Genomic DNA, 24,989 nt, shown 5'->3' on the forward strand with positions numbered 1-24,989 from the left:
TCATACCCCAAGCATGAGCTGCGTATGGTTGAAGACATCGCGCCGTCATGCCTGTTCCCCTAATAACACTAGATAAAGATGCATCGATCACGCACGGATAAGCAGCATGGCAGCAACACGCGTTGCCGCGCTGGCACTGCATGCTGCAAGGAAAATCCATACGGGAGTTATTTCTTGAAATGAATAGTGTTGGCGATCTGGGTGACGGTAGCTTCGGGTACTTCCCCCACTACCACAACCTGGTGTCCCTCAAGGACATTGGCATAGAAATGGGTTGCGCCAAAAGCGCTATGCCCGACTTTGGGTGCCATGCCTTTGAGCAAAGGCTCGATAAACAGCGACACCGACGCAAGACCATCGGAATAGACGATCTGGGTAACGGGTGCTGGCTTGCCTGGGACCAGGCGTGTGATTTCGTCGACCTTGCGGTAACCAGAAGGAAGCTGGTCTACCGTCCATGTAATAGCCTCGACCGGTTCGGAGCGGCCCGCACCGGATTCTTCCATGACATACTGCTTTTCCGGGCTGACATTAGGTTGAAACCAGTCCATTTTCTGGCTATTCATCAAGGTCAGCTGGTTAAACGCAAATTGCTCCATGGGCTCATTGCGATCATTCGCTGACATCGATTTCAGGAGCAGGCCATATTCACGGTCTGCCCAGAACTTGTAGGTATAACGGAATTTATCCTTGGGGGAGAGAATCACCATTTGGCCATCCCGCCCGCCTATACGCTCAGTGCCGCCAAACTTGACGTCATAACTGGACTTGATCGCATCCAGATTGGACGGCAAAACCGCGGGGAACATATTCTGCCCGCGGCGCTTTTCGATGACGACTTTCTCATTGCGTGGGCTGAAAATCACTACATCGCGACCTTGGCTCAATACCTCACGCGGAGTGCCATCCAGCACCACAATGCGGGCATACTCGCCCTGCCCGTAATTCATGTGGGTGATCTGTACCGAGCGTGAACCTGTGCCAGACTGATAAACGAATACGCCTTGATAACTCAGCTCGCGGGCAGCCTGAGCTGCCTTTTGCAAGACCATCCAGGGGTCACCAGTGGCTTCTCCCGCCGCTGTTGCAAGCGCAACATGGCTGACAAGCAAAAAACCCAGTACCCCACGCTTCATTACTTCTCGCTTTCAGAATAGGACGCAGGCTGAATGTAATAAGCGGAGTTGCTTGGGGCCATGGACTGATGGGCCAGCAGATACTCGGAGGCGACATTCTGTGCGATTTCAGCGGGTGCCGATTCGCCGTGTGTTTGCACCTGTTGTTGCAATACCATCCAGCCGACAAACATGACGGCAGCGACCGAAGCAGCGACCGACCAGAGTGTAGGCGTCTTGTAGACCGCTTTTTTGGCCTTGGGAGCCAGTACCACCGGCTCCTGTTCCAGTTGCTGCATGATGCGGTCGGTCAAATCCGCCTTGAAAATGGGACTGCCACGCATGCAATCCCCAATCAGGTGGTATGTGGTCCAGGAATCGGACAGGGTTTCGCTGGACCGAATGGCCGTGTATAGATACTCGGAGTCTTCCAGAGACAGCTCTTCGTCAACGAGAGCAGAAACTTGATCTTTCATTACTTTCTCCTGTTACTTACCAGCGCTTGTCCTGAGGCGTATCCAGCAGCGGGCGCAGTTTCTGCGCAATGGTTTCACGAGCCCTGAAAATACGTGAACGCACCGTACCAATCGGGCAGTTCATCAGGGTCGCGATTTCCTCGTAGCTCAAACCTTCGATTTCGCGCAGGGTAATCGCCGTCCGTAATTCATCAGGAAGTGCCGCAACGGTATCGTTGACGGTACGGGCGATTTCCTTGGTCATTAACTCTGTTTCAGGCGTGTCCATGGTACGCAACTCGTTACCGTCCTCGAAGTTTTCTGCATCTTCGATTTCGATGTCGTTGGATACCTGCGGACGACGGCCCATGGCCACCAGATAATTCTTGGCGGTGTTGATGCCAATACGATACAACCAAGTGTAGAACGCACTTTCACCCCGGAAGTTAGGCAAGGCACGATAGGCCTTGATGAAGGACTCTTGTACCACGTCCTCAACCTCGGCCTGGTCACGAATCAGTCTGGACAATAAACGTCCCAGCTTGCGCTGGTATTTGTCCACCAGCATGCCAAAGGCGCGCTTGTCGCCGCGCTGAGCACGCTCAACCAATTCCTGATCTATCTCCCGGTTGCCCACCATGGGGCCAGCGCTCCCTGTCTGCATATTGTTAATTTTCGGAGTATACCCTTGCATCGTAGTGTCTACGAAACCGAGGCGCGAAAATTCTCCCATATTTTTTGCATTAATCATTGTGTTTCTCCCAGCTTGGTGTCGACTAGCTTAGTGTTGAAGACAGCGCTACACTGATTAAAGTTTCACCTGACGGATATATATGCAGCAATTTGATGTATTGATCATTGGTAGCGGGCTGGCGGGTCTCACCCTGGCCTTGAAAGTGGCAGCAGACAAAAAAGTATGTCTGGTCAGCAAGCGCAGCATCAATGATAGCTCCAGTAACTGGGCACAAGGCGGCATTGCTGCGGTGCTCACCGACGACGATTCCATTGAGGCCCACATTCAGGACACCCTGATTGCCGGCGCCGGACTTTGCGATGCCGAAGTCACCCGCCTGGTGGCCGAACATGGCCGCGAAACCGTGCAATGGCTGATTGACGAGGGTGTGCCGTTTACCCGTGAAGACGACGATAGCGGCTTTCACCTGACGCGCGAAGGCGGTCACAGTCATCGTCGCATCATTCATGCCGCCGATGCGACCGGGCATGCCGTGCAAAAAACGCTGGCCGAAAAAGTGCGCAATCACCCCAACATCACCCTGCTGGAAGACCATATTGCCGTGGACCTGATCACGGCACGCAAGGTAAAAATTGAAGGTGCGGAGTGCCTGGGCGCCTATGTGCTGGATAACCAGAGCGGCAAGGTACTCACCATTGCCGCCCAGAATACCGTGCTGGCCACGGGCGGCGCGGGCAAGGTTTACCTCTACACCACCAATCCGGATGTCGCCACGGGTGACGGCATTGCCATGGCCTGGCGCGCAGGCTGCCGCGTGGCCAACATGGAGTTCATCCAGTTCCACCCCACCTGTTTGTACCATCCGCAGGCCAAGTCATTTTTGATCACGGAAGCGGTGCGTGGCGAAGGTGGTCGCCTGCTGTTGCCCGATGGCACCCGTTTCATGCTGGAGCATGACCCGCGTGGCGAGTTGGCGCCACGCGATGTCGTCGCACGTGCGATTGACTTTGAAATGAAAAAGCGCGGTATTGATTGCGTGTATCTGGATATCTCGCACCAGCCGGCTGACTTTGTGCTCTCACACTTCCCTACCATTTATCGCCGCTGCATGGAGCTGGGCATCGACATTACGCGCGAGCCCATCCCGGTAGTGCCCGCCGCTCACTATAGCTGTGGCGGCGTCATGACCGACCACATTGGCCGCACCGATATTCCGCGGCTGTATGCCATCGGCGAGACCGCCTGCACCGGCCTGCATGGCGCCAACCGCCTGGCCAGCAATTCGCTGCTGGAATGCCTGGTGTTCGGTCAGGCCGCCGCGCAGGATATTCTGGCCAAACCCAATAACCGTCCGGTCAAGCTGCCCTACTGGGATGAAAGCCGCGTGACCGATGCCGATGAAGAAATCATCATCACCCACAACTGGAGCGAACTACGCCGCACCATGTGGAATTATGTGGGCATCGTGCGCACCAACAAGCGCCTGACGCGCGCCCTGCACCGCATACACTTGCTGCGCGATGAAGTGCACGAGTTTTATAGCAATTTCCGCATCAGCAATAATCTCATTGAGCTGCGCAACCTGCTGCAGGTGGCGGAGCTGATCGTGAATAGCGCCATGGAACGGCATGAGAGCCGGGGCCTGCACTACAGCAAGGATTACCCGGACATGCTGCCGGATGCGATTCCTACCGTGCTGACCCCATCCAATTACTACAGCCTGCTGGATCGCCACCATGGTCATCACGAGGTGACGAGTTTGAAAAAACCGGCGCGCCGCACCAAGGCAACACATTAGATTCAGACGAAAGTTTGCTTATGAAACACACCTGGCTATCTGCCGCGCTGATCGCGGCCTTCCTCGCCCCACTGCATTCGCAGGCAGACAACAGCTCGACTGCTGCCGTGCAATTGATCGAAGTGGAGGATGCAGACTGTGCGATAAATGATGGAAAACTGATCACGCTGACCAATACGCAGCCGCAAGCCGGCAAAGTGGTATGGGTAGACCGCTGGTATCTGGACAAGCAGACGCCCGACCATACCAAACATGTGCTTGATCGCGAACACCCCAGTGCAAGCCTGGGATGCTCCATCACTCGGGCGGGCAACCAGCACTGGACCATCTACAGCGTGACAGATCTGCCAGGCTGATCCACTTTCCTTTATATCAGGTCAGGATGCGCCGGGCCTGATACCAGCCTCATCGCTAACCGCAATGCCCCAGACGATATCCTGCTGGCGCAAGTCTTCCAGCAATGCCCCGCCAAAGCGCATCAGGGAATCAGGATCCGCATGCCCCATCTCCAGGCCCAGCTGTTGCAAGGCGGCGCTGCCCTTCAGCTCACCCGGTTGCAATAAGGCCAGCAAGCGCGCCGTCATGGCATTCATCTCGACAAATTTCACCTCATCCAGCTGGTTGCGAAACACCAGCAGATGCACAGGCTCCGGCAAGGCCTGACGCGGCTTGTAACGGACTGAAATCTGCTGCACTGGATAATCATAGGCCAGCACCGCCAACGCAGGCGCCACAATGGGTATGCCCTCCATAAGATCGCCTTCGGCAGTCAGCGATGGCGTCACCGTATCGGCCGAAGCAATCGCCAGTTCTATCCACTCATAATGGGCGAGACTGACGGCGTAAGGCGGCAATGTTGCTACCTGCGGTAAAAATTCCAGAAAGGCCTGGGGAATATCACGAAAAAAAGGGCTGCTCGCCTGATGCTCGGCAAAAAACCGGCGCAGCAGCGCCTGCCAGGCACGCTTGCCCAACACCCGCTGCAAGACCGGATAACAGGCGCCAACGGCAGACTGCAGGTTATTGAATACGATTTCGTTATAGACGCGCATGCGCTTGGCCTGCACTCCTGCCGGGCGCGCATGCTGACGCGGATGGCGGATATGCGCGGTGAATGCCAGCTGATATTGCTGGAACAAGGGCAAATCAGTATCGGCGCCGCTCATGCGGATACCCGCTTGCGGCTGATGGAATCCGCTGGCTGCTGTCTGGCAATACCTTGCGGCGTCATTTGCAACCCGGCAATTTTATTCACCTCGCGCATGGCATCCGCTAGCGGAGGAATATTGGTATCGCGCTCCAGCAAGGTGGGGAAAACACCAAACATCGCATAAGCCTCGCGCAGCAACTGCCAGACAGGATCAATCACATCCTGCCCATGGGTATCGATAATCAGGTCTTCAGCCTCGTGATCATGCCCGGCGATATGCGCATAGACGATACGTTCGCCCGGCATTTCACGCAGAAACGCATGTGGATCAAAACCAAAATTGACACTGTTGACGTAGATATTGTTGAGATCGAGGTGCAAATCGCAATCCGCCTCCTGCAATACGGCGCGGATAAAGCTGGCCTCATCCATTTCGGCGATGGGCGAAGCCACATAAAACGAGGCATTTTCTACCGCAATGCGCCGCTCCAGAATATCCTGCGTGCGGCGGATACGCGCAGCCACATGGCGCACGGCCTCTTCGGTAAAGGGGATGGGCAGCAGATCATACAAATAGCCACCATCGGTGCAGTAGCTTAAATGCTCGGTATAAAGCGGAATATGGTGCTGATCGAGAAACTGTTTTACCTGATGCAGAAAATCTTCATTCAGTGGATCCGGCCCGCCCAGCGACAGGCACAGTCCATGACAAACGATGGGATAGCGCTCGGTGAACCAGGCCAATTGCTTGGCATATTTGCCACCGGCGCCTATCCAGTTTTCAGGCGCAATCTCAACAAAATCAAGGTGAGCGGTCAGGCTGGTGCCGTAAGCTGCCTGAATCTGCGGCAACAGCTCACGCTTGAGGCCCAGACCCGCCCCCTTGATGGGATGATGCGATTGCGCCTGTTCCATATTACTTCTTGTCGGCGTGGCAGGAACCTTCCTTGGACTTCATGTCACCGCTGCAAGAACCTTCTTTGGCTTTCTTGTCGGCACTGCAGGAACCCTCGGCTTTTTTATCGGCGCTGCATGAGCCTTCCTTGGCCATCTTGGCTTTCATTTCAGCACTGCACTTGCCCGTGCCGCACTTGCCGTCTTTCATCTTGTCGGCCTCAGCCACCATGTAGCCGGAAGACAGGGTCTTCATGGCAAACGGATTTTCAGCAGCGTGGACATTGGCGGCTGCCATGGAAGCAACGAATGCAGTACCGACCATCAGGCTCAGGGTTTTCTTGGAAGTGTTCATTTTTATTTCTCCTAAAATTTAAGTGGATAGCTCAACTAGTGAATAGCATCAGCCCCATGTCCTGCGCATCAATCCAGCGTTAAATCACTGACGCTCAAGATCAAGGGCACTGGCAATACGCGCCTTCGCCTCCTGGGATAATTGCAGGGTCTCATTCTGCTCGGTCAGCCTGACCATGCGTTTGGCAGCTTCACGCAGCACTAACAATTGCCGCCCAAACCGCCTGCACACATCGCATATGGTCAAATGCAGACGCAGCGCAGTCCGTTCACGCCACGTCAGACGCCTGTCCAGCGACTGGGACAACAGCCTGCTGGCTTGTTTGCAACTCAGCATACCGTTCCTCCCTTTTCTCTATTCAGGTAACAAGCGCTCATTTTCTAGCGCCCCAACCAGTGCAATTCAAGACATTTGCGTAATCCCATTCGGGCGCGATACAACATCACCCAAGCATTGGTCGAGCTAATATCCAGTTCCTTACAAATTATTTCGTTTTCTTCTTCCTGCACTTCGCGCAGCATGAAAAGTGCCGCCAGTTTTTTGGGCAAACGATCCATGCAGTCCTGCAAAATCGTCAAGAACTGCTTTTGCTCCAGGCTGTTTTCCGGCATGCCAAAACTCTGGGGTTTGTCGTTCCAATGACGGTTGTCCTCGTCAAAAAACTCATCCATGCCTGGCTCATCGGGCAAATCCTCTCCCAACCCTTCCACCGGTTGCTCGCGCATTTGCTTGCGAATCAGGTCAATAATCTTGTGCTTGAGTATGCCCACCAGCCAGGTGCGGGGGGCCGATTGCCCGGCGTAACTGGCGCTTTGCATGGCGGCCAGCAAGGTTTCTTGCACCACATCTTCCGCCTGATGGGTATCGCGCAAGCGCGCCAGGGCGAAGCGGTAAAGATAATCACCGTGTTCGGCAAGCCAGGCATGGGGGTCTGTTTTTTTCATGCGCTATTCAATCACGAAATGCAGGGTTTGCACCATGCCAGCGGTGGCTGGCAAGTCCGGCCATTGCAAGCCTGCCTTGATACCTCGCATCAAGTAAGCCTTGGCCGGGACAGTTCCATCAGTCTGCCCTGGCCTTGGCCTGAAAACAGGCGATATAGGCCATGCCGTCCGGTGGCTGCTGATCGCGTTGCGCCCGCCAGATGGTTTCTGCCAGACAGTCCATCAGATCATGCTGCGCATCCATTTCATTGCCGTGACGTTGCCTGAGCGCCTCATAGGCGAGGCGTATGCCGGGCGGCTGGTCGATGGAGAGCTGCTCCAGCACCGATAGATGCAAACTCATGTGCAAAAAGGGATTGGTTTCGCCCATTTCGGGAAAATACGCCTGCTCCAGATAGCGCTCGGGCGCATCGAGCACCGCATGGTATTCCGGATGCAACTGCATCACCTGCAGCGCCAACGCTTCCAACGGCGTCAATGCTGCCAGCTGGCGATACTTGGCCCAGCTATCAAAAAAGAAACGCCGGACTTCATCGCGGGAGGGATTGAATAAGGCCATGACTAATCCTTGGCAAACAGGCCGAGTACGGCCGAATATTCGAGCAGTTCACTGCCCTGTCCATGCGGGGCAATTTCGCCATTGCCATAAAAACCAATCAAGGGCATGCCAGGGCAACGCAGCCGCAATGCATCCAGGTCTCTATCCATGCCGTTATACAGATAAGGCCCGCGCCCGAGGCAGCTGAAAAACAATCCAAACGCAGGTTGGCGCGCCCAGGCGGCAAGCTGATTGGCGATGAGGCCTTGCAGCTCGGCTTCGGCGGCATCGGCGGCACGCACGCCCCAGCAAACCACTTGGCCTGCGCGCAAGGGCTTGGTCAGCGTCAGCGATTGCTGCGCCGCATTTTCCGAGACGATACCCGCCAGCTGAAAATCGCCCGCCAACAACCGGGCTTCACTATCCGCCACCATGGCCATCAGCAAGTGAGATGAAGGCGCCGTATCCGGAAAGGACAGATGAAACATCGGCAATGCGGCTTGCGCATTTAACTGCAGGAGATCGTAATCGCTGGCGGCATCGATGGTCTGGATGGAGGTCAATATACGCAACCCATGCGACACCAGCACCGCAGCATTGACGCCGCGAAACGCAGCTTCGCAATGCCCGACCGGCGTACCCTTGGCGTGCTGCCATACGGAGAAAGGGCCTTGGCCCGTGGCATCGCCGGAGACCCCGCCAAAACGCAAAGCGGGTGATTGCAACCAGACCGTATTGAGCGCATTGGGAGCGGTGAGTGCCATTCGCAGTTCCGGGCCCTCCGGTTTGGGCAGCATGGTCACATCACCACTGAATACCATGGCCGCCGCCGCGGGCATATCCAGCACCCAATCCTGCTCGGTAAAAATGCCGGGGGCCGAACAGCCCATGACCTGCAGGCAACTGGATGCCGCCGCGGCAGCCCGGATGGCAGGCTGCGGATCGGCGGCGAATTCTTCCGTCAAAAACAGCAAGACGCTATTTGGAACGCGATCCCCGAGTTTTTGCATGGCCTGCTGCACGGCTTCGGCAGCCAGTTCGGGACGTGCCGTATTGCCGACTGCCAGACCCGTCGCGACTTCATTCAAGCGGTTTTTTCCTTGTATTCACATTGATCGTAGATCACGCAGGCTGCACATTTTGGCTTGCGTGCCACACACACATAGCGCCCGTGCAGGATCAGCAAGTGATGGGCATCCTGCATGTATTCCCTGGGGACGGTCTTCATTAACTTCTTTTCCACATCCAGCGGGGTCTTGCCGGGGGCCAGCCCTATGCGATTGCCTAGCCGGAAAATATGCGTATCAACGGCAATGGTGGCCTCACCAAATGCCGTATTGAGGATTACATTGGCCGTCTTGCGGCCAACTCCGGGCAGACTTTCCAGCGCCGCACGCGTGCGCGGCACTTCGCTGTTGTATTGCTCGACCAGCATGCGGCAGGTGGCAAGCACATTTTTGGCTTTGCTGCGGTAGAGGCCTATGGTCTTGATATAGCTTTCCAGGCCCTCCAGCCCAAGATCGACAATGGCCTGTGGTGTATTGGCCACCGGAAACAGCTTTGCCGTGGCAATGTTGACACCCTTGTCGGTGGCCTGGGCCGACAGAATCACCGCAATCAGCAATTCAAATGTGGATGTATGCGTCAGCTCGGTTTTAGGCTCTGGTATGGCCTCACTCAAGCGCCTGAATATCTCGTGTCTTTTTTCTGCATTCATGGGGTTGCGCTCATGGTGTTTGCTGACGCAGTTTTGAAAATTCAATCTGCACTGTCATCGGTCTTTTTCATCTGCGCACGTCTTGCCTCAATGGCCGCAATCTCGGCCGCGACGGTAGGGCTAAGTACCTCGGTGTTGCGGGGTGCCGATGCGGCTTTTTGTGCCTGCACCCGGGCCATGGCCGCGGCAATGGCGGCTTTTTTCGCCAATGCTGCCTGTTCAGCAGCCGGATCTTGCGTGGTGCTATTCGCGGCACTGGCAGCGCGGCGTTGCGCCAGCTTGCGTGCCCGCTCATCCTGTTCACGCGCTTGCCGCTGCACACGGAACGCATGGCGTTCGCGCGCGACATTGGCTGCCTGCACATCCAGCGGCCCGGCAGGCGCATGCAGGGTAAATTCAGGATAACGCCAGCGTGGGCTTTGCGTGACGGGTGGCGGCTCCATAGTGATGCAATCCACCGGGCAAGGCGCAATGCAAAGCTCGCAGCCGGTGCACTCGTCAGCGATCACGGTATGCATCTGTTTGGATGCGCCCAGAATCGCATCCACGGGGCACGCCTGTATGCACAGCGTGCAGCCGATACAGGTTTGCTCATCGATGAAGGCAACCTGTTTGGGTTTTTGTACGCCATGCTGGGGATTCAGTGGAATGTAAGGTCGCTGCAATAAACTGGCGAGTGCGCGTATCCCCGCATCGCCGCCTGGCGGGCATTGATTGATATTGGCCTCGCCCCGCGCAATCGCTTCAGCATAGGGCTTGCAACCCTGATAGCCACATTGCGTGCATTGCGTCTGGGGCAGAATGGCATCGATGCTTGCCACCAGCGGACTGGTTTCACCCTGCGCAGGCAGTGCATTGGCACTGGATGGGATGGGCTTGCCCACGACTAGTCGACGCAGGCGCTGCAAGATCGGGGGGGAAGTAGGCTTGGATACAGACATGATATGAAACGGATTATACAGGCTTGAGCCCTTTAATTAAGCGGTAACAGACCATGGCTAATATCGGGCCTGCTCACGCCAGCCTTATGCCAAACCAGAGCCGCCATATGCTCAAATATGATGTAAGCAGATGCAAAAAGCGTGTTCTACAGAGGCTACTTTAAGTTAAAATGTTTTGATTTAATTCATATTGTCAGGTTGATCATGCTGCAAGGCAGTCTTGTTGCCATCGCCACCCCCATGCATGAGGATGGTGGTCTTGATATTCAGGCATTACGTTCCCTAATCGACTTTCATGTGCAGGAAGGCACCGACGGTATCGTGATCGTCGGTACCACCGGCGAATCGCCTACCGTGGATTTTGATGAACATTGCCTGCTGATCAAAACTGCCATTGAGCAAGTGGCAGGCCGTATCCCCGTGATCGCTGGTACGGGTGCCAACTCGACCAGCGAGGCCATTTACCTGACAAGCAAGGCCAAGGAATTGGGCGCTGACGCCTGCCTGCTGGTGGCTCCCTATTACAACAAGCCCACCCAGGAAGGCTTGTATCAGCATTACAAGGCCGTGGCCGAGGCTGTCGATATTCCTCAAATCCTGTACAACGTACCTGGCCGCACCGGCTGCGATATCAGCAATGAAACCGCCTTAAGGCTGGCAGCACTGCCGAATATTGTAGGCATCAAGGATGCCACTGGCAGCCTGGAACGTGGTACCGACCTGATTTTGCGCGCCCCTGCCGGCTTTGCAATTTACAGCGGCGACGATGCCACTGGCGCTGCCTTGATGCTGATGGGCGCGCATGGCGTCATCTCGGTGACGGCTAATGTGGCACCGCGCCTGATGCAGCAAATGTGCAAGGCCGCGCTGGCGGGTGATGCGGCTACCACACGCAGCATTAATGCCAAGTTGTTTGCACTCCACCAGAAACTGTTTGTCGAAGCCAACCCCATCCCGGTCAAATGGGTATTGGGCGAAATGGGACTGATAGGCCCAGGCATCCGCCTGCCACTGGTCCCTCTTTCCGCGCAGCATCACGAGACGCTGCGTGCCGCCATGGGCAACGCCTCTATCTAACTCACTGACTCGAAAGTTGACGAGAAACCGCATGAATCGATTCACTTTGAAACCGCTTGTACTCGCGACCTTACTTGCGCTGTCTGTAAGCGCCTGCGACTCCATCCCTTTTATCGACACTTCATCCGATTACAAGGCAGCTGGCCGTTCACGCCCGCTTGAAGTGCCGCCGGATCTGACCTCGATTTCGTCAAACGACACCTATGCCGTTCCTGGCTCTACCACTTATTCCAACTACACCCAGGGGCAATCTGAGCAAGGTGAGGAACAGGTGAAAGTATTAGCCAACCCCGACAATGTGCGTCTGGAGCGCGCGGGTGCCCAGCGTTGGCTGGTTGTTCAGGCGCCTCCGGAGAAAATCTGGCCGGTTGTTCGGGAATTCTGGGCAGACCTCGGCTTTTCCGTCCGTGTGGAGAATCCACAAACCGGCGTGATGGAAACCGAATGGGTAGACCCCAGCACCTTGACCAAGGATGACAAGGGCAATTACCTGGATAAATTCCAGGGCTGGCTCGACAAGCTGAATACCCTGCAAAACCGCCAGAAATTCCGTACCCGTCTGGATAACGGTACCGAAACTGGCACCACTGAAATTTATATGAGCCACCGCTCAGTCAGCGATGCTCCGGACGATAACAAAGAACGCGTCGTCACCAGCGCCGGCGTGGTTGAGATGGGCTACAAGCGCAGCAAGAAAGAAGAAGCGCGCGCCGATGCAGAAGATATCGACGCTGAATTGCTGCGTCGCCTGATGGTGAAACTGGGCGTGGAAGAAAAGAAATCGCGCACCATCATTACCACCTCGAATACCGAAGTCCGCGCCAAGCTTAACCAGAATAGCGATGGCACCGTGTCACTGGCTGTCAACGACAGCTTTGACCGTGCCTGGCGCCGTGTCGGCCTGGCACTGGACCGCGTAGGCTTTGTGGTAGAAGACCGCGACCGCTCCAGTGGCATTTTCTACGTGCGCTATTCCGATGTGGACATTGATGACACGCCTCAAAAGAAAAAAGGCTTGATCGACAGCCTGAAATTCTGGGGTGATGACAAGGATGATGAATCCAAGAAAGATGCTGCCGCCAAGCCCGCCGATGACAAGGGTATTACCGACAAGCTGAAATTCTGGGGCAGCGACAAGGACAAAGCCAAGCAGGAAGCAGAACGTCAATACCGCGTTAAGGTGGAAGATGACGGCACGGGCTCCAAAGTCTCTGTGACCGACAAAGACGGTGTGCCGAGCAAGTCTGCCAGCGCCAAACGCATCATGAACCTGCTGTTCGAACAACTGAAATAAGTTTGCACTTGATCTTCCAGGCCATGGGGCGCTAAGCTCCATGGCATCATGATGCGTTTCAGCTCCATAGGAAGCGGCAGCTCTGGCAACGGACTGCTGATTCAATCTCGCGATACCACCCTGCTACTGGATTGTGGCTTCGGCCTGCGCGACGCCATTCATCGCCTGCAACGCGCAGGCATATCCCCCGAGAGTTTGAATGGCATTTTGGTCACCCATGAGCATGATGACCATGCTGGCGGCGTTTTCAAACTCGCCAACAAATTCGGCATCCCGATATGGCTAACGCATGGCACATTTACCATGGTCGAGAGACTCATGCCCAAACAGCGCGGGTTTGAACTGCATGTCATCGATAGTCACGTACCATTCACCATACAAGACCTGGGTGTTAACCCCTTTCCCGTCCCGCATGACGCACGTGAACCCGTGCAATATACCTTTGATGATGGCAATACCAAGCTGGGCGTATTAACCGATACCGGCACCTCCACGCCGCATATCGAAGCCATGCTGTCTGGCTGTCATGGCCTGGTGCTGGAGTGCAATCATGATCTGGATATGCTCATGAACGGGCCTTACGCCTGGCCCCTGAAAAAGCGTGTGAGTGGGCGGCTGGGCCATCTGGACAATACAACCTCGGCCGCTATTCTTGCCAATCTGGATCTGAGCCATCTGCAACATTTGCTTGCGGCTCATCTAAGTGCCAAGAACAATCACCCGGATTTGGTCATTGACTGTTTATCTTCGGCACTCAATTGTGAACGCGATTGGATCAGCATTGCTGATCAGGAACTGGGGTTTGACTGGCGGGATATTCGCTAGCTTTAAGCAGGAAAACTATCTACCCATGACGGGTTAGAGATGTGATCTTTACCACGCTAATTCTGTAATGAATGCAAGCAACAGCCTAAAATTAGCTCTTGTTTATCGTAAATTTATCAATGCATTAGCAAGAGTACAGACAAACAAAAAGGCCAACTTTGCAGTTGGCCTTTTTACTTTGCTAGTAAATACTAGAAAGACTTACTTAGCTTCTTCAGCTGGTGCAGCAGGAGCTTCAGCGGCTGGTGCTTCAGCAGCTGGTGCCTCAGCGGCAGGAGCTTCAGCAGCTGGTGCTTCAACAGCAGGAGCCTCAGCGGGAGCTTCTTCTTTTTGACCGCAAGCGGTAAGAGCCAAAGCGAGCAAAGCGGCAAGCAGAGCGGAACGAGTCATTTTTGTATCCCTTAACAATATAGTCTATAAGTTAAACCAGTACGGCAAACCTGTGAAAGAAGCCGAGTGGTAAAAATTCTACCACCTCCGAAAAAAAAAACCACTGTTTTTATCATCCTCAGCTTAATTTAACTTTAATTTAAAATACCTTTCGCGCGAGCGCAGTCAGTCGACCCGAATCATGAGACGACTATAGCCACTGCCGCTTGCAGACTGACTATTCAGAATGGCACGACTGACATCATCGCGAGATTGCATGGTGCCACCGATATCGAGCCACTCACCCGGCCTCACCATCACAATGGTAGAAAGCTCCTCAAAATCAATCACCCCACCTGCCCCCGCTTGCGCAATTCGGGGCGTGATTTCAACTTCGACTTGATCGCCCAGCGCACGCGGCCTCACCGCGAATCCGGTCGTAATATCCTGAAACTGGGTATTACGAATACGCTGCGCATATGACTGGGTTAGCACTAGCCATTGCTGGGTATAAGGCACACGCTGACCCACCCGTATGAATGCCCGCTCACCTTCTGCCACATTAACAAACTCACTGCCTTGCTGCGACCTGCTGTACTCGCGCTGATCCAGGTCAATATTCAGATTGTTTTCCGGTGGGAGGTCTCCCGGCATGCGTCGCTGCACGATCACCTGCCCTTGCCCTATCCGCACATTGCCACTTGCGCCAATATTCTGCTGATTACCCGATTGCATGTCTTCATGCGATACCGTAATGCGCATGTTGCGGCGTGCCGTGTCCAGCTTGACCACTAGCTCTTCTATCGCTTGCATGCGCTCGGGGGATGCGCGGATGACGAGGTGGTTATCAATGGCACTGGCATTGCCATCCTCGCCCACCATCGGCGCCACGATAGGTACCAGCTCCTGCGCAAAGCGATGCTGCAAGGTGATCATTTTGAACTCGGTTCGCGCCCACGCAGGAGAGGCACTGAAAAGCCCCATCAGCAGCAGCAACGTTATGACGCTCGTGCCTGCGCCTCGATAATTAGCCAATATTCGCGTCATATTTCATAACCCCAGGGGTGTGGTACTGATCTGATGATGAGTGAGCTGCAACAGTTCCTCAAACCGCAAGCCAAGCAATCTGGCCGTGGCAGTATCGTTCAAGCTGAATTTGAATCTCACCTGGTCCACATGGAATCGCCGCAGGTAGGCATGATCATCCGCCAATACAAAACTGTCACTCACGCGTTTACCCTCGTCGTTTGTCTCATAGACTGTCATCGCATGCTGATATTGCCGCATCAAACCGAGAAGCCGTGGACAGCGATCCAGCAGGTATCGGGTGTCCTGCAACACCAAGGTCACCTTGGCAGCGGGCTGTCTCACCAGCAAGTCTCTTAGACGCGCAACATTCTCGGCGGCTTCAAATCCGCCAAAGGTCAGATCAGGGTCAAAAATAAACAGCTTGTGCTGGGCATGCGCCAGCACTGCCGTCAGCGCTGCTTCATACTCGCGCCTGCTGGTTAATACCGTGTTTTCTGGTAAAGAACTCATGGCATCCTCCACTGTGAAGTGCGCTATACAAACTCGACGTAACCCGCCTGGTACCAATCATGTAACAGCGAGAGCAGCTCAGTGTCTTTGATCTCCTGTGGTTCAATCTGCCGCCGATCTGCCAGTGAAATCAGGAGCGGGCGCGCTGGCTCATGCATATCCACCTTTTCGCCATTGATAAACAAAGCATCGCGAAAGAACAGCATCTGCGTTTTGAGATCAAGCGCCAGTGCGTGTGTTTGCAGTTTTTTGGCGAATGTAGCAGGACGCATGGTGGGCGGCACATCAAACACCACATGCGGCTTGGGCTCCGACAGATAACACCCCAGAAAATGCGCAATGTCTTCCGGTTGCCAGCGCAGAGGCTCCAGCATATTGGTTACCCGATTCAGCATGCCAACGCTGATTTCTGCAGGATGGGCTTGCAGGCTGAGGTCGGGGTCTGCGTACATGCCCTCCAACGCACAACGCTCCTGCAAATACGCCAGGAACTCACCGCCCAGCTCCTGTGCAGAGGGAGCGCGGAAGCCGATGGAATAGGTCATGCAATCGCCAACGGCAATGCCCCAATGCGCCAGATGAGGTGGCAAATACAGCATGTCGCCGGCTTCCAGCACCCACTCTTGCGCCGTATCAAAGCGCTGCAATATGCGCAGTGGTGCGCCTTCGACAATAGCCAGATCCCGCTGCTCACTGATGCGCCAGAGGCGACTACCCTGCCCCTGCAGCAAAAAAACATCATATGAATCAAAATGCGGCCCAACGCCTCCGCCACTGGGCGCATAGCTCACCATCAAGTCATCCAGCCGGGCATGGGGAATAAAAGAAAATTGCTGCAGCAACGCCATGGCCGATGGCAAATGATGATTGACGCCCTGCACCAGCAACGTCCAGTTTTTTTGCGGCAGCTTGGCAAACACCTCTTCCGCAAAAGGGCCCTGACGCAAACGCCATTGCCCCTTCACCTGGCTCACCAGGCGCGCCTGGGCATCCTCCTCGCAAGCAAGACCCGCCAGTTCATCCGGGCTTAGCAAGCCCGCAAAATCGGGGATGGCGCCGCGAATCAGCAACGGTTTTTTTTGCCAATACTCCGCGAGGAATGTTTCTGCTGAAATGCCGCCCAGCAAGGCCAGTGGCTGCTCGCCTGTCTGGGACGCTTTATCTGTTTTTTTCATCCAATCATCCTACTGTGTAGCGACTTGCCAATAAAAAATAGGTTAGAATTTGATCACACTCATTTACTGCAAGGTCAAGATGTTGCAGCTTGGTGCACCGGCTCCTGATTTTTCCCTCTTTGACGCAGACATGGAGCTTTTCAAGCTCTCCAATGTTCGCGGCAAAAACATCGTCCTTTACTTCTATCCCAAGGATGATACGCCGGGCTGCACCGTGGAAGCCATCGAATTCAGCGACCACGAAGAGGATTTTGCCCGCTATAACACCTTGATTGTCGGCGTCAGCAAAGACGATTGTCTCAGCCACGCCACATTCCGCGACAAACACGGACTCGCCATCACGCTACTCGCTGATGAAGACCGTAAAGTCTGCGAAAAATACAAGGTATGGCAAGAAAAAGAGAAAGACGGCATCAAAAAAATGGGGATAGTACGTTCTACCTTCATTATTGATGCCAAAGGTGTACTGCGTCACATGCAATATGGTGTCACGGCCAAAGGCCATGCACTGGAAATACTGAACATTATCAAAACTTTGGACTGAAAGAACCGCTATGCAAATTACCATGAACACTGTTGTCTCCATGACCTACGAACTTCGCAACAGCGAAGGCGAAATCCTGGAGTCCAGCACCGACCCCGTGAGCTATTTGCATGGCGGTTATGACAACATCTTCCCGCGTGTTGAAGAAGAGCTGCACGGCAAATCCGTGGGCGATACCGTAGAAATTACCCTCGAGCCCTCCGATGCCTTCGGCGACTATGACGAAGAGCTGGTGCAAATGGAACCCGCCTCGGCATTCCCCAGCAAAGACCTCAAGGTTGGCATGCAGTTTGAAGGTGAAGACGAAACCGGCGAAGTGATCCTCTACACCATCACCAACATCGAAAACGGCAAAGTCATCGTAGATGGCAACCACCCATGGGCAGGTGAGCGCGTGCTATTCAAGTGTACGGTAACCGGCGTGCGCGAAGCAGGCAAGGAAGAAGTCGAGCACGGTCACGTGCATGGCGCCGGCGGCCATCACCACTAAGCCTCCCAACTCAGCCAGCCATCAATAGTGCAACACGGTATTGATGGCTCCCTTTGATACTCTGCACTATGACTTTAAATGTAACAGCGGAATTATTTTGGAAAAGACATTTGAAGCTTTATCAGTAGCCGTGCTGGTGCCGTGCTACAACGAAGGTTTAACCATCACCAAAGTCGTCACCGACTTTAAAAAAGCACTCCCCTCCGCCAGAATCTACGTTTACGACAACAATTCAAAAGATGACACCCTTGCCAAAGCGCAAGCCGCTGGTGCCATTACCAAAAAAGAACATCTTCAAGGCAAAGGCAATGTCGTCAGACGCATGTTTTCGGACATCGAGGCGGATGTCTATATCATGGTGGATGGCGACGATACCTATGATGCATTTATCGCGCCGCAACTGGTCCGCTTATTAATTGATGAGGACCTGGATACCCTGAACGGTGTGCGGATATCCGAGGTCAATGAATCCTACAGAAATGGTCATCGCTTCGGTAACTGGATGCTGACTACCATGGTAGCGAAACTGTTCGGGCAATCCACCAAAGACATGCTCACCGGATACCGGGTTTTCTCGCGCAGATTCGTCAAGTCATTCCCTGTGACGGCCTCTGGTTTTGAGATTGAAACCGAACTGACAGTCCATACTCTGGAACTGAAAATGCGCAGCATGGATGTCGAAACAAACTATGGCGCCCGGCCCGAGGGTTCAACCAGCAAACTCAGCACCTACAAAGATGGCTTCAAGATTTTGTGGATGATCATCAAGCTGATCAAACTTGAGCGCCCATCTCTATTTTTCTATTCACTAAGCGTTCTCTTTTTCGTTGCCTCAGTTGTTCTGTTCTACCCCGTATTCATCGACTATTTAAATACCGGACTTGTAGTTCGTTTCCCTACCGCCATTCTATCTGGTTTAGTAATGGCACTTTCGATATTGAGCTTAATGAGCGGCTTAATATTAGCCACAGTGACTCAAGGTAGAAAAGAGGTTAAACAATTAGCCTACATGAATACGGATAGATTTATCTAATGAATAAAACACGTGACCATCTCCGTATGTCTTCAATGTACATATTTTTCAATATCTAAAAATGAATTAATAATGTTGGCAAACCCATGACTAACAACACATTTCCTTTAAAATTTATAAAATTTGGTGTTGTTGGTGTGATCGTTTTAGGATTTGATGCTCTGACTTTCTGGTTGCTGTTATTCATTATATCTTCACCCCTCCTGGCAAGAGTCATAAGCGTATCAGCTTCCATATGTTTTTCATGGCTATTGAATCGTAGTTTCACGTTCCAATACTCCCACAAAAAAGCCAGCCTAGGAGAATTGGGGAAATTCGCTTTATCACAACTCCCCGGTGCAATCATCAATGCCATGGTATCTGTTCTTGCTTTTCACTTTCTCCCTTATCTAAAAGGGAATCCATGGATAGCTGTAGCCATAGGCAGTTGTGCAGGTATGATCCTTAATTTCTCGATTGCCAACCTTTATGTATTCAAAAAATAAAAAAGGACGTACAGCATTATTTTTTCCACCACACTAAACGTTTCTTCAATTGGTGTTTGAAAGTGACCGTTTCATCTGTACGTTCCTCTCGATAACGCAATCTGAAGCATGCATACTTCAGTACATAAGTAAGGATATTGTTAGTAAATATCGCCTTACGGAATGCACGCTCACGTTCAACTGAGCCCTTATCAATTACACCCGACAGCGCATCAAACAGCTGATCTGCTGTATCTCCCCATTTTGCATCACTTTCCAATTTGCATCCGTGATTGGAATAAGGCACAGGATCAAACAAAGGGATCTGATAGCGAATGGCCGCATTTTTGGCAAGATATTGTGATATCTGCAAGGCCACCTTACGCTGATCGACAGCTTTGCTAATAGAGACATTCTGTCCGTGCCACCTGTATAGAATTAACGGCTCGTCTAGATTTAAACAGCGCTTGCTGATGGCGAGCAAACCAAACAAGAAGTAGTCTTCCGCTAGGGAAGGCACATGGATTTGATCTTCGTTGGGTAAACATTTGAGAAAGTCCTCCCCATACCGGATGTGCTCTTGTTGAATATGCGATAAACGCATGCTAACCGTAGGATGAATAACGGGGTTATAGAAGAAGATAGCAGCGGATATTGCCTCAACACCTACCGCCACTTTATGTTTACCGAGTGACTTGCCCGTCCCATCAATCTTGAGTGCCTGGCCGCCTACCACCGTAATGTCAGGATGGGCAAGAAAAGCTCGCTCCGTGAGCTCCATACGAGATGGAAGTGCCACATCGTCCGAGTCCAGTCGCATGACATACTCAGCATTACAAATCTTAAGACCTTCATTCAGCAATCCTGAAAGTCCCACCGCATCAGGGAATGAATATAGCTCAATGCGTTTATCTACCTTAATCAACGCATTGACGATATTTAAAGTCTCATCACTGGAACCATGATCAAGAACCAGTAAACGCCAATTTTTTTCAGTTTGATTAATAACGCTATCAATGGCCTCACGAATAAAAGCTTCGCCATTTTTAACTGGCATCAACACATCAAATTTTGCCACACACATGTCCTTTTTATTTCCATAAAACTAACGATTTTTAACCAACTATTAAAAATAGCGAGAGGATTTATGGGGAGGCCTTAATCTCATTAGAATTAATTGAAAAGCTACTTTTAATCGAAATAATGCTTTAGGAAAATCACGACGACCTATGGACCACATTACTTTCAGTAGCCACAAACCTACATTTTTCAATGATCTTCTAGATGGATCGACATAATATGCCAATGCAATTTCCTCATTCAATTTCTTTGTATAGTTAAATCTGGCATTGAGATAAGCCACGTGTGAACTATGAACAGCGACAATAGGCTTTCTGTAGCGTTTAAAATAACGCACAGACCACTCCTGATCTTCCGCTGAAAAGACCTCTTCTCGAAAAGGAAGCTCTTTTGCATACTCTACCGGCATAAAACTGCATGAATTATTAAGAGCATTTTCGCCGTTGAAATTTGATGGCGTAACGACACGCACCACCCATTTATTGTCTGCCACAGGGTCCCAACTTATGCAACCAACCTCGCATTCATTCTGCTGAAGAGAAGTAAGCAAATTTTCAATGACATGAGGTGAGTTTAATAATACATGTGAACTGATAATTAACACATATTTAGTCTTGCATTGTGCTATTCCTAAGTTGATTGCCCTAGAAAAATTAAACTCATTGTCAGAAATATCGACCAGTTGATCGACCTTCGAGCTTAGCTCATGCAATGCTTCATTCGAGGTGCCACTATCTACTGCCATAATGTAAGCAGGAGGCACAGTCTGCTTCTTTAACTTTTCAATAACATCAAAAACAAGGGGCGCACTGTTATATGTGCGGATAAGGGCCGTGTATTCAATATCTTGCATATCTTTGTTCATAAAATGGTTAATTTATCGGGTATTAAAAAGATTTTTTATTACCTTAATTACCAAATATTTAAACTTTCCTAAAAAGAATTGTCCAGAAATCGCTGCTTCAAAAAGCAATATAAATGCACCTTTTACTGAACGGTTAAGTACCAAGGGGAAGATATTATCCATAATAAAATAATGATATGCCCTAGGTAAAATAAGAAGTTCAACAGACTTCAACCATTTCAAGGTAAAGCCATCATCCTTAATAATGCCCACATGCTGATTCTTATCCCCATGTCCTCGTGCATACAAAGGATCAAGCACGGGAAGATAAAAACTGACCCCCTGCGCCTGAGCTCTGAATACAAAATCCAAGTCTTGATGTCTTGGCAATTTATCAGTAAATTTGATGCGATTGAAAAGCTCTTTTCGCATTAACCAACCACTAGTTTGCACATCCTGATTGTCAAGAAAAATATACTCCTCCAGCTTCTCTCCACTTTTTAAGTTTCGAACTGGATTTTGTTTGTGACCATTAATAGGGTATTCTAATTTTGCTGTAGCATAAGAAATAATAGGTAGATTTCCTCCCTCTCGCTCTAAATGCTTTTGAAGCTGGACTTCCAATTTTTTTGGAAACCATTCATCATCACTATCGAGAAAAGCGACAAATTCTCCTTTAGCTAACTTCACGCCGTTATTACGGCCAGTTGCCGCCCCTGAATTCTCAGGATTTTGAATTAATATAACCTGCTGATTATAATCCTTGAAAAAATGCCCCAATCGCTCATAACTATCATCTTTGGAACGATCATCAACGACTATAATCTCGATATTTTTATATGTTTGATTTAAAACACTCTTAACGGCCCTGCAAGTAGAGTCATATCGATTGTATGTTGGAATAATTACCGATACTAAAAAATCTGCATTTAACATTTACAAGACCTTGTTTTAATTAACTGTAATATTCATTCTTGATATCTATTAATCAACTAACACATGAAAAATATTTTTGTAAATTATATGTATTTTTGTTTTCAGTATTAATAAAATTACTATTACCTGTATACATATAATATATTATCTATAGGGTAGAAGCTTACCATCATTTTTTGAACCAAAACCCAGCAGAATATTGAATATTTATCAAAATGAGCCAATTAATAAGCAGCGTTAGATGGGTGGGGATATCCCAAGCCTCAAAAATACTGTTTCAGCTAGCAAGTATGGCTATCCTGGCAAGATTGTTACCCCCATCCGATTATGGGGTGATGGCAATGGCCTCTGTAGTTACCACTCTAGCAGGGATGTTACGCGAGATGGGAACTGGCACAGCGATCATTCAAAAGCAGGAACTCACTCCGGAGGTCATGTCGACAGTATTTTGGCTAAATATGGCCATGGGAACTGTTTTAGGGCTTGTCCTTTGGCTGACAAGCCCACTGATTGCCATATTTTTTAAAGAGCCTCAACTTGTCGGGGTTTTAACATTAATGGCCATCATTTTCCCCATCAGCAGCTCAACCACTGTTCACCAAGCCCTTTTAGAAAGATCATCAAAATTTAAGGTGCTGACAATTATGGATTTGATGACACAGGCAGCCGGACTGGGTGTTGCCATCATTGCAGCGCTTAATGGTGCCGGAGTATATAGCTTTGTTATTCCAGCCATCGTAACTTCATTGATTTCCAGTGTTTGGTTATGGTCACATTCAGGCTGGAATCCGCGGCTGCTATGGAGTACCCATGAATTTAAAGTTCTGCTCCATTTCACAGGAAACCTAACCGCATTTAATTTTGTAAATTATTTTTCCCGCAATGCCGACAGCATGGTAATTGGTCGCATGTTAGGTTCAGTAGCATTGGGTACATACTCAATGGCATATAAATTGATGCTATTCCCAGTACAGAACTTAACTTGGGTGGTAAATCGTGTACTTCTTCCTACCTTAAGCAGATTACAAAATAATAAAGACGAAGCAAAAACGCTTTATCTAAAATCATTAAACATGATTGTTACGCTAACAGCACCAATGATGGTGGGCCTATGGGTACTGCGTGAGCCTTTTGTTGCCGTTGCATTTGGACCAAAGTGGACAGCTGTAGTCGCTATTCTGGCCTGGCTTGCACCTGTCGGCCTAATTCAGTCTGCAGTTAGTACTACTGGCACCGTTTTCACTGCTTATGGAAAAACCAATCTTATGTTTAAACTGGGCTTACTCGGCACAGTTATTAATGTTACGTCCTTTTTGATCGGCGCCCAATACGGCCTGGTAGAACTAGCGTTCTTCTACTTTGTGGGGAATTTTTTAAATGCGATTGTGTGTAGCCACTTTACTGTAAAAACGCTTTCAAGTTCACTCAAAGAACTTATTAACACAATTAAAGCTCCCATCCTTTCAGCAAGCATGATGGGCCTTATCACTTACCCTCTTACTTTAATAATGATCAGCAAAGGTTATCCATCCATATTAACTGTTGCATTAATCAGCATTACGGGTGCATTAATATATTTTTTACTTCTGATAAAAGTATTCAATCAATCACTCGACAATATGATTAAACTCTTGTGGAAATCAAAAACATCTTAAAAGATTTTATCAAATGTCGTTGATACCTAATGCCATAACAATAGACTTACAAACCCGTGCATCCCCAAAATTTTCAATTATATTAGAATCATCTTTGACGAAATCTCTAGAATAATTCATAGAACTGATAATGGTACAAAGAGAAGGTAAGTCTGGCTCGACATGAAGCATATCTTCACCGACAACTGGCTGAACCCACTCAAGAAATTTTGTACTCACCGCAAAGACCTTTTTATGAATACTAAGCGCATAAAAAAAACTGCCACTTACCACCATGTCATCATCTGAATGAGATAGAACCAGCCCCTTTGATCCCTCAATAAGATATTGAGCGATGTCGTCATCAATAAAACCTGGTTTAAATATAACATTAGACTTTAAATCTAATTCGCCCTCCAGTTCCCTCGCATACAACTCATCTCCAACAGAGCCGATTATCAAAAGGCATTGATTATCGGGGAAATGCTTAATGAGCTCTTCTATTTTCTTGTATCGAACAATTCGTCCGAATACCACAAAATAATTTTGAGGTAATGCGTAGTCCAAAACAGGAGTTTTTGTTATAGGTCTTATTTCATATAATGGATGCGGACAATATATTTTTGCTCCTTCCGCCTCCGCACCTGAATGCGTGATGATGCAATCAAAAAGTCTTTCATACACGTCAATGATTCTTTTCAAGAGCTCTGCGTGCTCTGAAGCTGTTGCATGTGGATAATGGTTATGACGAACAAAGACTGATCTGCGCGCCAACTTACTAATGAGGAATGTCTTGATAAATATTTTGGCAGTCTTAAATACAGCCAATTTTCCATTTGATTTAATAAAATCATTTTCGATGAAATTAAACCAAACCGTATCATAAACAGAAAAATTTCCTTGAACTGCTTTTATAAGCGCTAGCTTCAGACTGGGTATTGGTTCAATCTTTGCATATTTTGAGATTAAACCTTTCATTCTCGAGATATAGGCATTTGTTTTATCGTTTTCTGGATAAAATGCCACTCTTCTTTCGGCTATATTTTGAGACATTTGAACATTCATGGTATGAGAAACTATTAAG

Annotated in this window: 30 protein-coding genes and 1 pseudogene; 10 read left to right on the forward strand and 21 right to left on the reverse strand. The window is 50.5% G+C overall.

What is annotated here, in order from left to right:
• Positions 1–167: 167 nt before the first annotated feature.
• The 3 genes from MPQ_RS08765 to rpoE are packed head-to-tail and all read right to left on the reverse strand — an operon-like array spanning position 168 to position 2,234.
• On the reverse strand, positions 168–1,136 hold the full coding sequence (locus MPQ_RS08765; RefSeq protein WP_013442563.1) for a MucB/RseB C-terminal domain-containing protein: 969 nt from the start codon (positions 1,134–1,136) through the stop codon (positions 168–170).
• The gene (locus tag MPQ_RS08770) at positions 1,136–1,591 is read right to left on the reverse strand and encodes a sigma-E factor negative regulatory protein (RefSeq protein ID WP_013442564.1); all 456 of its coding nucleotides are present in this window, start codon (positions 1,589–1,591) and stop codon (positions 1,136–1,138) included. The genes MPQ_RS08765 and MPQ_RS08770 overlap by 1 nt, the downstream gene beginning before the upstream one ends.
• A 16-nt stretch (positions 1,592–1,607) precedes the next feature.
• Positions 1,608–2,234 carry an RNA polymerase sigma factor RpoE gene (gene rpoE / locus MPQ_RS08775; protein WP_369750483.1) on the reverse strand — a complete coding sequence of 209 codons (627 nt, stop codon included), beginning with the start codon at positions 2,232–2,234 and terminating at the stop codon, positions 1,608–1,610.
• 169 nt (positions 2,235–2,403) lie between these two features.
• Here rpoE and nadB point away from each other — a divergent pair, with 169 nt between their 5' ends.
• Both nadB and MPQ_RS08785 read left to right on the forward strand, forming a co-directional pair.
• On the forward strand, positions 2,404–4,062 hold the full coding sequence (gene nadB, locus MPQ_RS08780; RefSeq protein WP_013442566.1) for an L-aspartate oxidase: 1,659 nt from the start codon (positions 2,404–2,406) through the stop codon (positions 4,060–4,062).
• A 20-nt stretch (positions 4,063–4,082) separates the two neighbouring features.
• Entirely contained in the window at positions 4,083–4,418 is a 336-nt protein-coding gene (locus MPQ_RS08785) for a hypothetical protein (protein WP_013442567.1), read from the forward strand.
• A gap of 21 nt (positions 4,419–4,439) precedes the next feature.
• Here the strand turns inward: MPQ_RS08785 and MPQ_RS08790 are convergent, their stop codons facing one another.
• The 10 genes and pseudogenes from MPQ_RS08790 to rsxB form a co-directional block, all read right to left on the reverse strand.
• Entirely contained in the window at positions 4,440–5,228 is a 789-nt protein-coding gene (locus MPQ_RS08790; RefSeq protein WP_013442568.1) for a DUF2063 domain-containing protein, read from the reverse strand.
• Positions 5,225–6,127 carry a DUF692 domain-containing protein gene (locus tag MPQ_RS08795; RefSeq protein ID WP_013442569.1) on the reverse strand — a complete coding sequence of 301 codons (903 nt, stop codon included), beginning with the start codon at positions 6,125–6,127 and terminating at the stop codon, positions 5,225–5,227. Before MPQ_RS08795 ends, MPQ_RS08790 begins: the two co-directional genes overlap by 4 nt.
• A gap of 1 nt (position 6,128) precedes the next feature.
• A complete protein-coding gene (locus tag MPQ_RS08800; protein WP_013442570.1) occupies positions 6,129–6,461 on the reverse strand; it encodes a hypothetical protein in 333 nt (110 codons plus the stop codon).
• Between the two features lie 84 nt (positions 6,462–6,545).
• Positions 6,546–6,668: a hypothetical protein gene (locus MPQ_RS14175; protein ID WP_255348604.1), complete on the reverse strand. Its 123-nt coding sequence runs from the start codon at positions 6,666–6,668 to the stop codon at positions 6,546–6,548.
• A 27-nt stretch (positions 6,669–6,695) separates the two neighbouring features.
• Positions 6,696–6,797 (reverse strand): annotated as a pseudogene (locus MPQ_RS14180) (zf-HC2 domain-containing protein); the annotation flags it as partial.
• Positions 6,798–6,841: 44 nt separating this feature from the next.
• Positions 6,842–7,405 (reverse strand): sigma-70 family RNA polymerase sigma factor, encoded by a 564-nt coding sequence (locus MPQ_RS08810; protein WP_013442572.1) that lies wholly within the window; start codon positions 7,403–7,405, stop codon positions 6,842–6,844.
• 118 nt (positions 7,406–7,523) lie between these two features.
• Positions 7,524–7,964 carry a DUF1841 family protein gene (locus tag MPQ_RS08815; protein ID WP_013442573.1) on the reverse strand — a complete coding sequence of 147 codons (441 nt, stop codon included), beginning with the start codon at positions 7,962–7,964 and terminating at the stop codon, positions 7,524–7,526.
• A 2-nt stretch (positions 7,965–7,966) separates the two neighbouring features.
• Positions 7,967–9,031, reverse strand: coding sequence for an FIST C-terminal domain-containing protein (locus MPQ_RS08820; RefSeq protein ID WP_013442574.1), 1,065 nt, complete (start codon positions 9,029–9,031; stop codon positions 7,967–7,969).
• On the reverse strand, positions 9,028–9,660 hold the full coding sequence (gene nth / locus MPQ_RS08825; RefSeq protein WP_013442575.1) for an endonuclease III: 633 nt from the start codon (positions 9,658–9,660) through the stop codon (positions 9,028–9,030). The genes MPQ_RS08820 and nth overlap by 4 nt, the downstream gene beginning before the upstream one ends.
• Positions 9,661–9,701: 41 nt before the next feature.
• The gene (gene rsxB, locus MPQ_RS08830) at positions 9,702–10,601 is read right to left on the reverse strand and encodes an electron transport complex subunit RsxB (RefSeq protein ID WP_193373535.1); all 900 of its coding nucleotides are present in this window, start codon (positions 10,599–10,601) and stop codon (positions 9,702–9,704) included.
• A gap of 204 nt (positions 10,602–10,805) precedes the next feature.
• Between rsxB and dapA the strand changes: the two genes are divergently transcribed.
• Genes dapA through MPQ_RS08845 form a run of 3 tightly spaced genes read left to right on the forward strand, consistent with a single transcriptional unit; the run spans position 10,806 to position 13,797 of the window.
• Positions 10,806–11,678 (forward strand): 4-hydroxy-tetrahydrodipicolinate synthase, encoded by an 873-nt coding sequence (gene dapA / locus MPQ_RS08835; protein WP_013442577.1) that lies wholly within the window; start codon positions 10,806–10,808, stop codon positions 11,676–11,678.
• 31 nt (positions 11,679–11,709) lie between these two features.
• Positions 11,710–12,972, forward strand: a complete 1,263-nt coding sequence (gene bamC, locus MPQ_RS08840) for an outer membrane protein assembly factor BamC (protein ID WP_041362224.1) — start codon at positions 11,710–11,712, stop codon at positions 12,970–12,972.
• A gap of 51 nt (positions 12,973–13,023) precedes the next feature.
• On the forward strand, positions 13,024–13,797 hold the full coding sequence (locus MPQ_RS08845) for an MBL fold metallo-hydrolase (protein ID WP_013442579.1): 774 nt from the start codon (positions 13,024–13,026) through the stop codon (positions 13,795–13,797).
• A gap of 201 nt (positions 13,798–13,998) precedes the next feature.
• On the opposite strand, the gene MPQ_RS14290 is transcribed toward MPQ_RS08845, so the two are convergent.
• The 4 genes from MPQ_RS14290 to MPQ_RS08865 all read right to left on the reverse strand — a co-directional run bounded on the left by MPQ_RS14290 (position 13,999) and on the right by MPQ_RS08865 (position 16,880).
• A complete protein-coding gene (locus MPQ_RS14290; RefSeq protein ID WP_013442580.1) occupies positions 13,999–14,187 on the reverse strand; it encodes a hypothetical protein in 189 nt (62 codons plus the stop codon).
• Positions 14,188–14,352: 165 nt separating this feature from the next.
• Positions 14,353–15,102: a secretin N-terminal domain-containing protein gene (locus tag MPQ_RS08855; RefSeq protein ID WP_238525293.1), complete on the reverse strand. Its 750-nt coding sequence runs from the start codon at positions 15,100–15,102 to the stop codon at positions 14,353–14,355.
• Between the two features lie 114 nt (positions 15,103–15,216).
• The gene (locus MPQ_RS08860) at positions 15,217–15,705 is read right to left on the reverse strand and encodes a hypothetical protein (RefSeq protein ID WP_013442582.1); all 489 of its coding nucleotides are present in this window, start codon (positions 15,703–15,705) and stop codon (positions 15,217–15,219) included.
• Between the two features lie 23 nt (positions 15,706–15,728).
• Positions 15,729–16,880 (reverse strand): cupin domain-containing protein, encoded by a 1,152-nt coding sequence (locus tag MPQ_RS08865; RefSeq protein WP_013442583.1) that lies wholly within the window; start codon positions 16,878–16,880, stop codon positions 15,729–15,731.
• Positions 16,881–16,959: 79 nt separating this feature from the next.
• Here MPQ_RS08865 and MPQ_RS08870 point away from each other — a divergent pair, with 79 nt between their 5' ends.
• From MPQ_RS08870 to MPQ_RS08885, 4 genes are all read left to right on the forward strand, one after another.
• A complete protein-coding gene (locus MPQ_RS08870) occupies positions 16,960–17,424 on the forward strand; it encodes a peroxiredoxin (protein ID WP_013442584.1) in 465 nt (154 codons plus the stop codon).
• Positions 17,425–17,434: 10 nt separating this feature from the next.
• Entirely contained in the window at positions 17,435–17,914 is a 480-nt protein-coding gene (locus MPQ_RS08875; protein ID WP_013442585.1) for a peptidylprolyl isomerase, read from the forward strand.
• A gap of 97 nt (positions 17,915–18,011) precedes the next feature.
• Positions 18,012–18,947 (forward strand): glycosyltransferase family 2 protein, encoded by a 936-nt coding sequence (locus MPQ_RS08880; protein WP_013442586.1) that lies wholly within the window; start codon positions 18,012–18,014, stop codon positions 18,945–18,947.
• A gap of 86 nt (positions 18,948–19,033) precedes the next feature.
• The gene (locus MPQ_RS08885; RefSeq protein ID WP_041362226.1) at positions 19,034–19,432 is read left to right on the forward strand and encodes a GtrA family protein; all 399 of its coding nucleotides are present in this window, start codon (positions 19,034–19,036) and stop codon (positions 19,430–19,432) included.
• Positions 19,433–19,448: 16 nt separating this feature from the next.
• Here the strand turns inward: MPQ_RS08885 and MPQ_RS08890 are convergent, their stop codons facing one another.
• Genes MPQ_RS08890 through MPQ_RS08900 form a run of 3 tightly spaced genes read right to left on the reverse strand, consistent with a single transcriptional unit; the run spans position 19,449 to position 22,271 of the window.
• The gene (locus tag MPQ_RS08890; RefSeq protein WP_041362764.1) at positions 19,449–20,489 is read right to left on the reverse strand and encodes a glycosyltransferase; all 1,041 of its coding nucleotides are present in this window, start codon (positions 20,487–20,489) and stop codon (positions 19,449–19,451) included.
• A 48-nt stretch (positions 20,490–20,537) separates the two neighbouring features.
• On the reverse strand, positions 20,538–21,344 hold the full coding sequence (locus tag MPQ_RS08895) for a glycosyltransferase family 2 protein (RefSeq protein ID WP_049821894.1): 807 nt from the start codon (positions 21,342–21,344) through the stop codon (positions 20,538–20,540).
• A gap of 24 nt (positions 21,345–21,368) precedes the next feature.
• Positions 21,369–22,271 carry a glycosyltransferase family 2 protein gene (locus tag MPQ_RS08900; RefSeq protein WP_013442590.1) on the reverse strand — a complete coding sequence of 301 codons (903 nt, stop codon included), beginning with the start codon at positions 22,269–22,271 and terminating at the stop codon, positions 21,369–21,371.
• A 215-nt stretch (positions 22,272–22,486) separates the two neighbouring features.
• On the opposite strand from MPQ_RS08900, the gene MPQ_RS08905 reads away from it, so the two are divergent.
• Positions 22,487–23,926, forward strand: coding sequence for an MOP flippase family protein (locus MPQ_RS08905; protein WP_013442591.1), 1,440 nt, complete (start codon positions 22,487–22,489; stop codon positions 23,924–23,926).
• Positions 23,927–23,935: 9 nt separating this feature from the next.
• Here MPQ_RS08905 and MPQ_RS08910 read toward each other — a convergent pair whose 3' ends face one another.
• Entirely contained in the window at positions 23,936–24,958 is a 1,023-nt protein-coding gene (locus MPQ_RS08910) for a hypothetical protein (RefSeq protein ID WP_013442592.1), read from the reverse strand.
• Between the last annotated feature and the right edge of the window lie 31 nt (positions 24,959–24,989).

The sequence above is a fragment of the Methylovorus sp. MP688 genome, from assembly GCF_000183115.1.
In the GTDB taxonomy this organism is placed as follows: Bacteria; Pseudomonadota; Gammaproteobacteria; order Burkholderiales; family Methylophilaceae; genus Methylovorus; species Methylovorus glucosotrophus.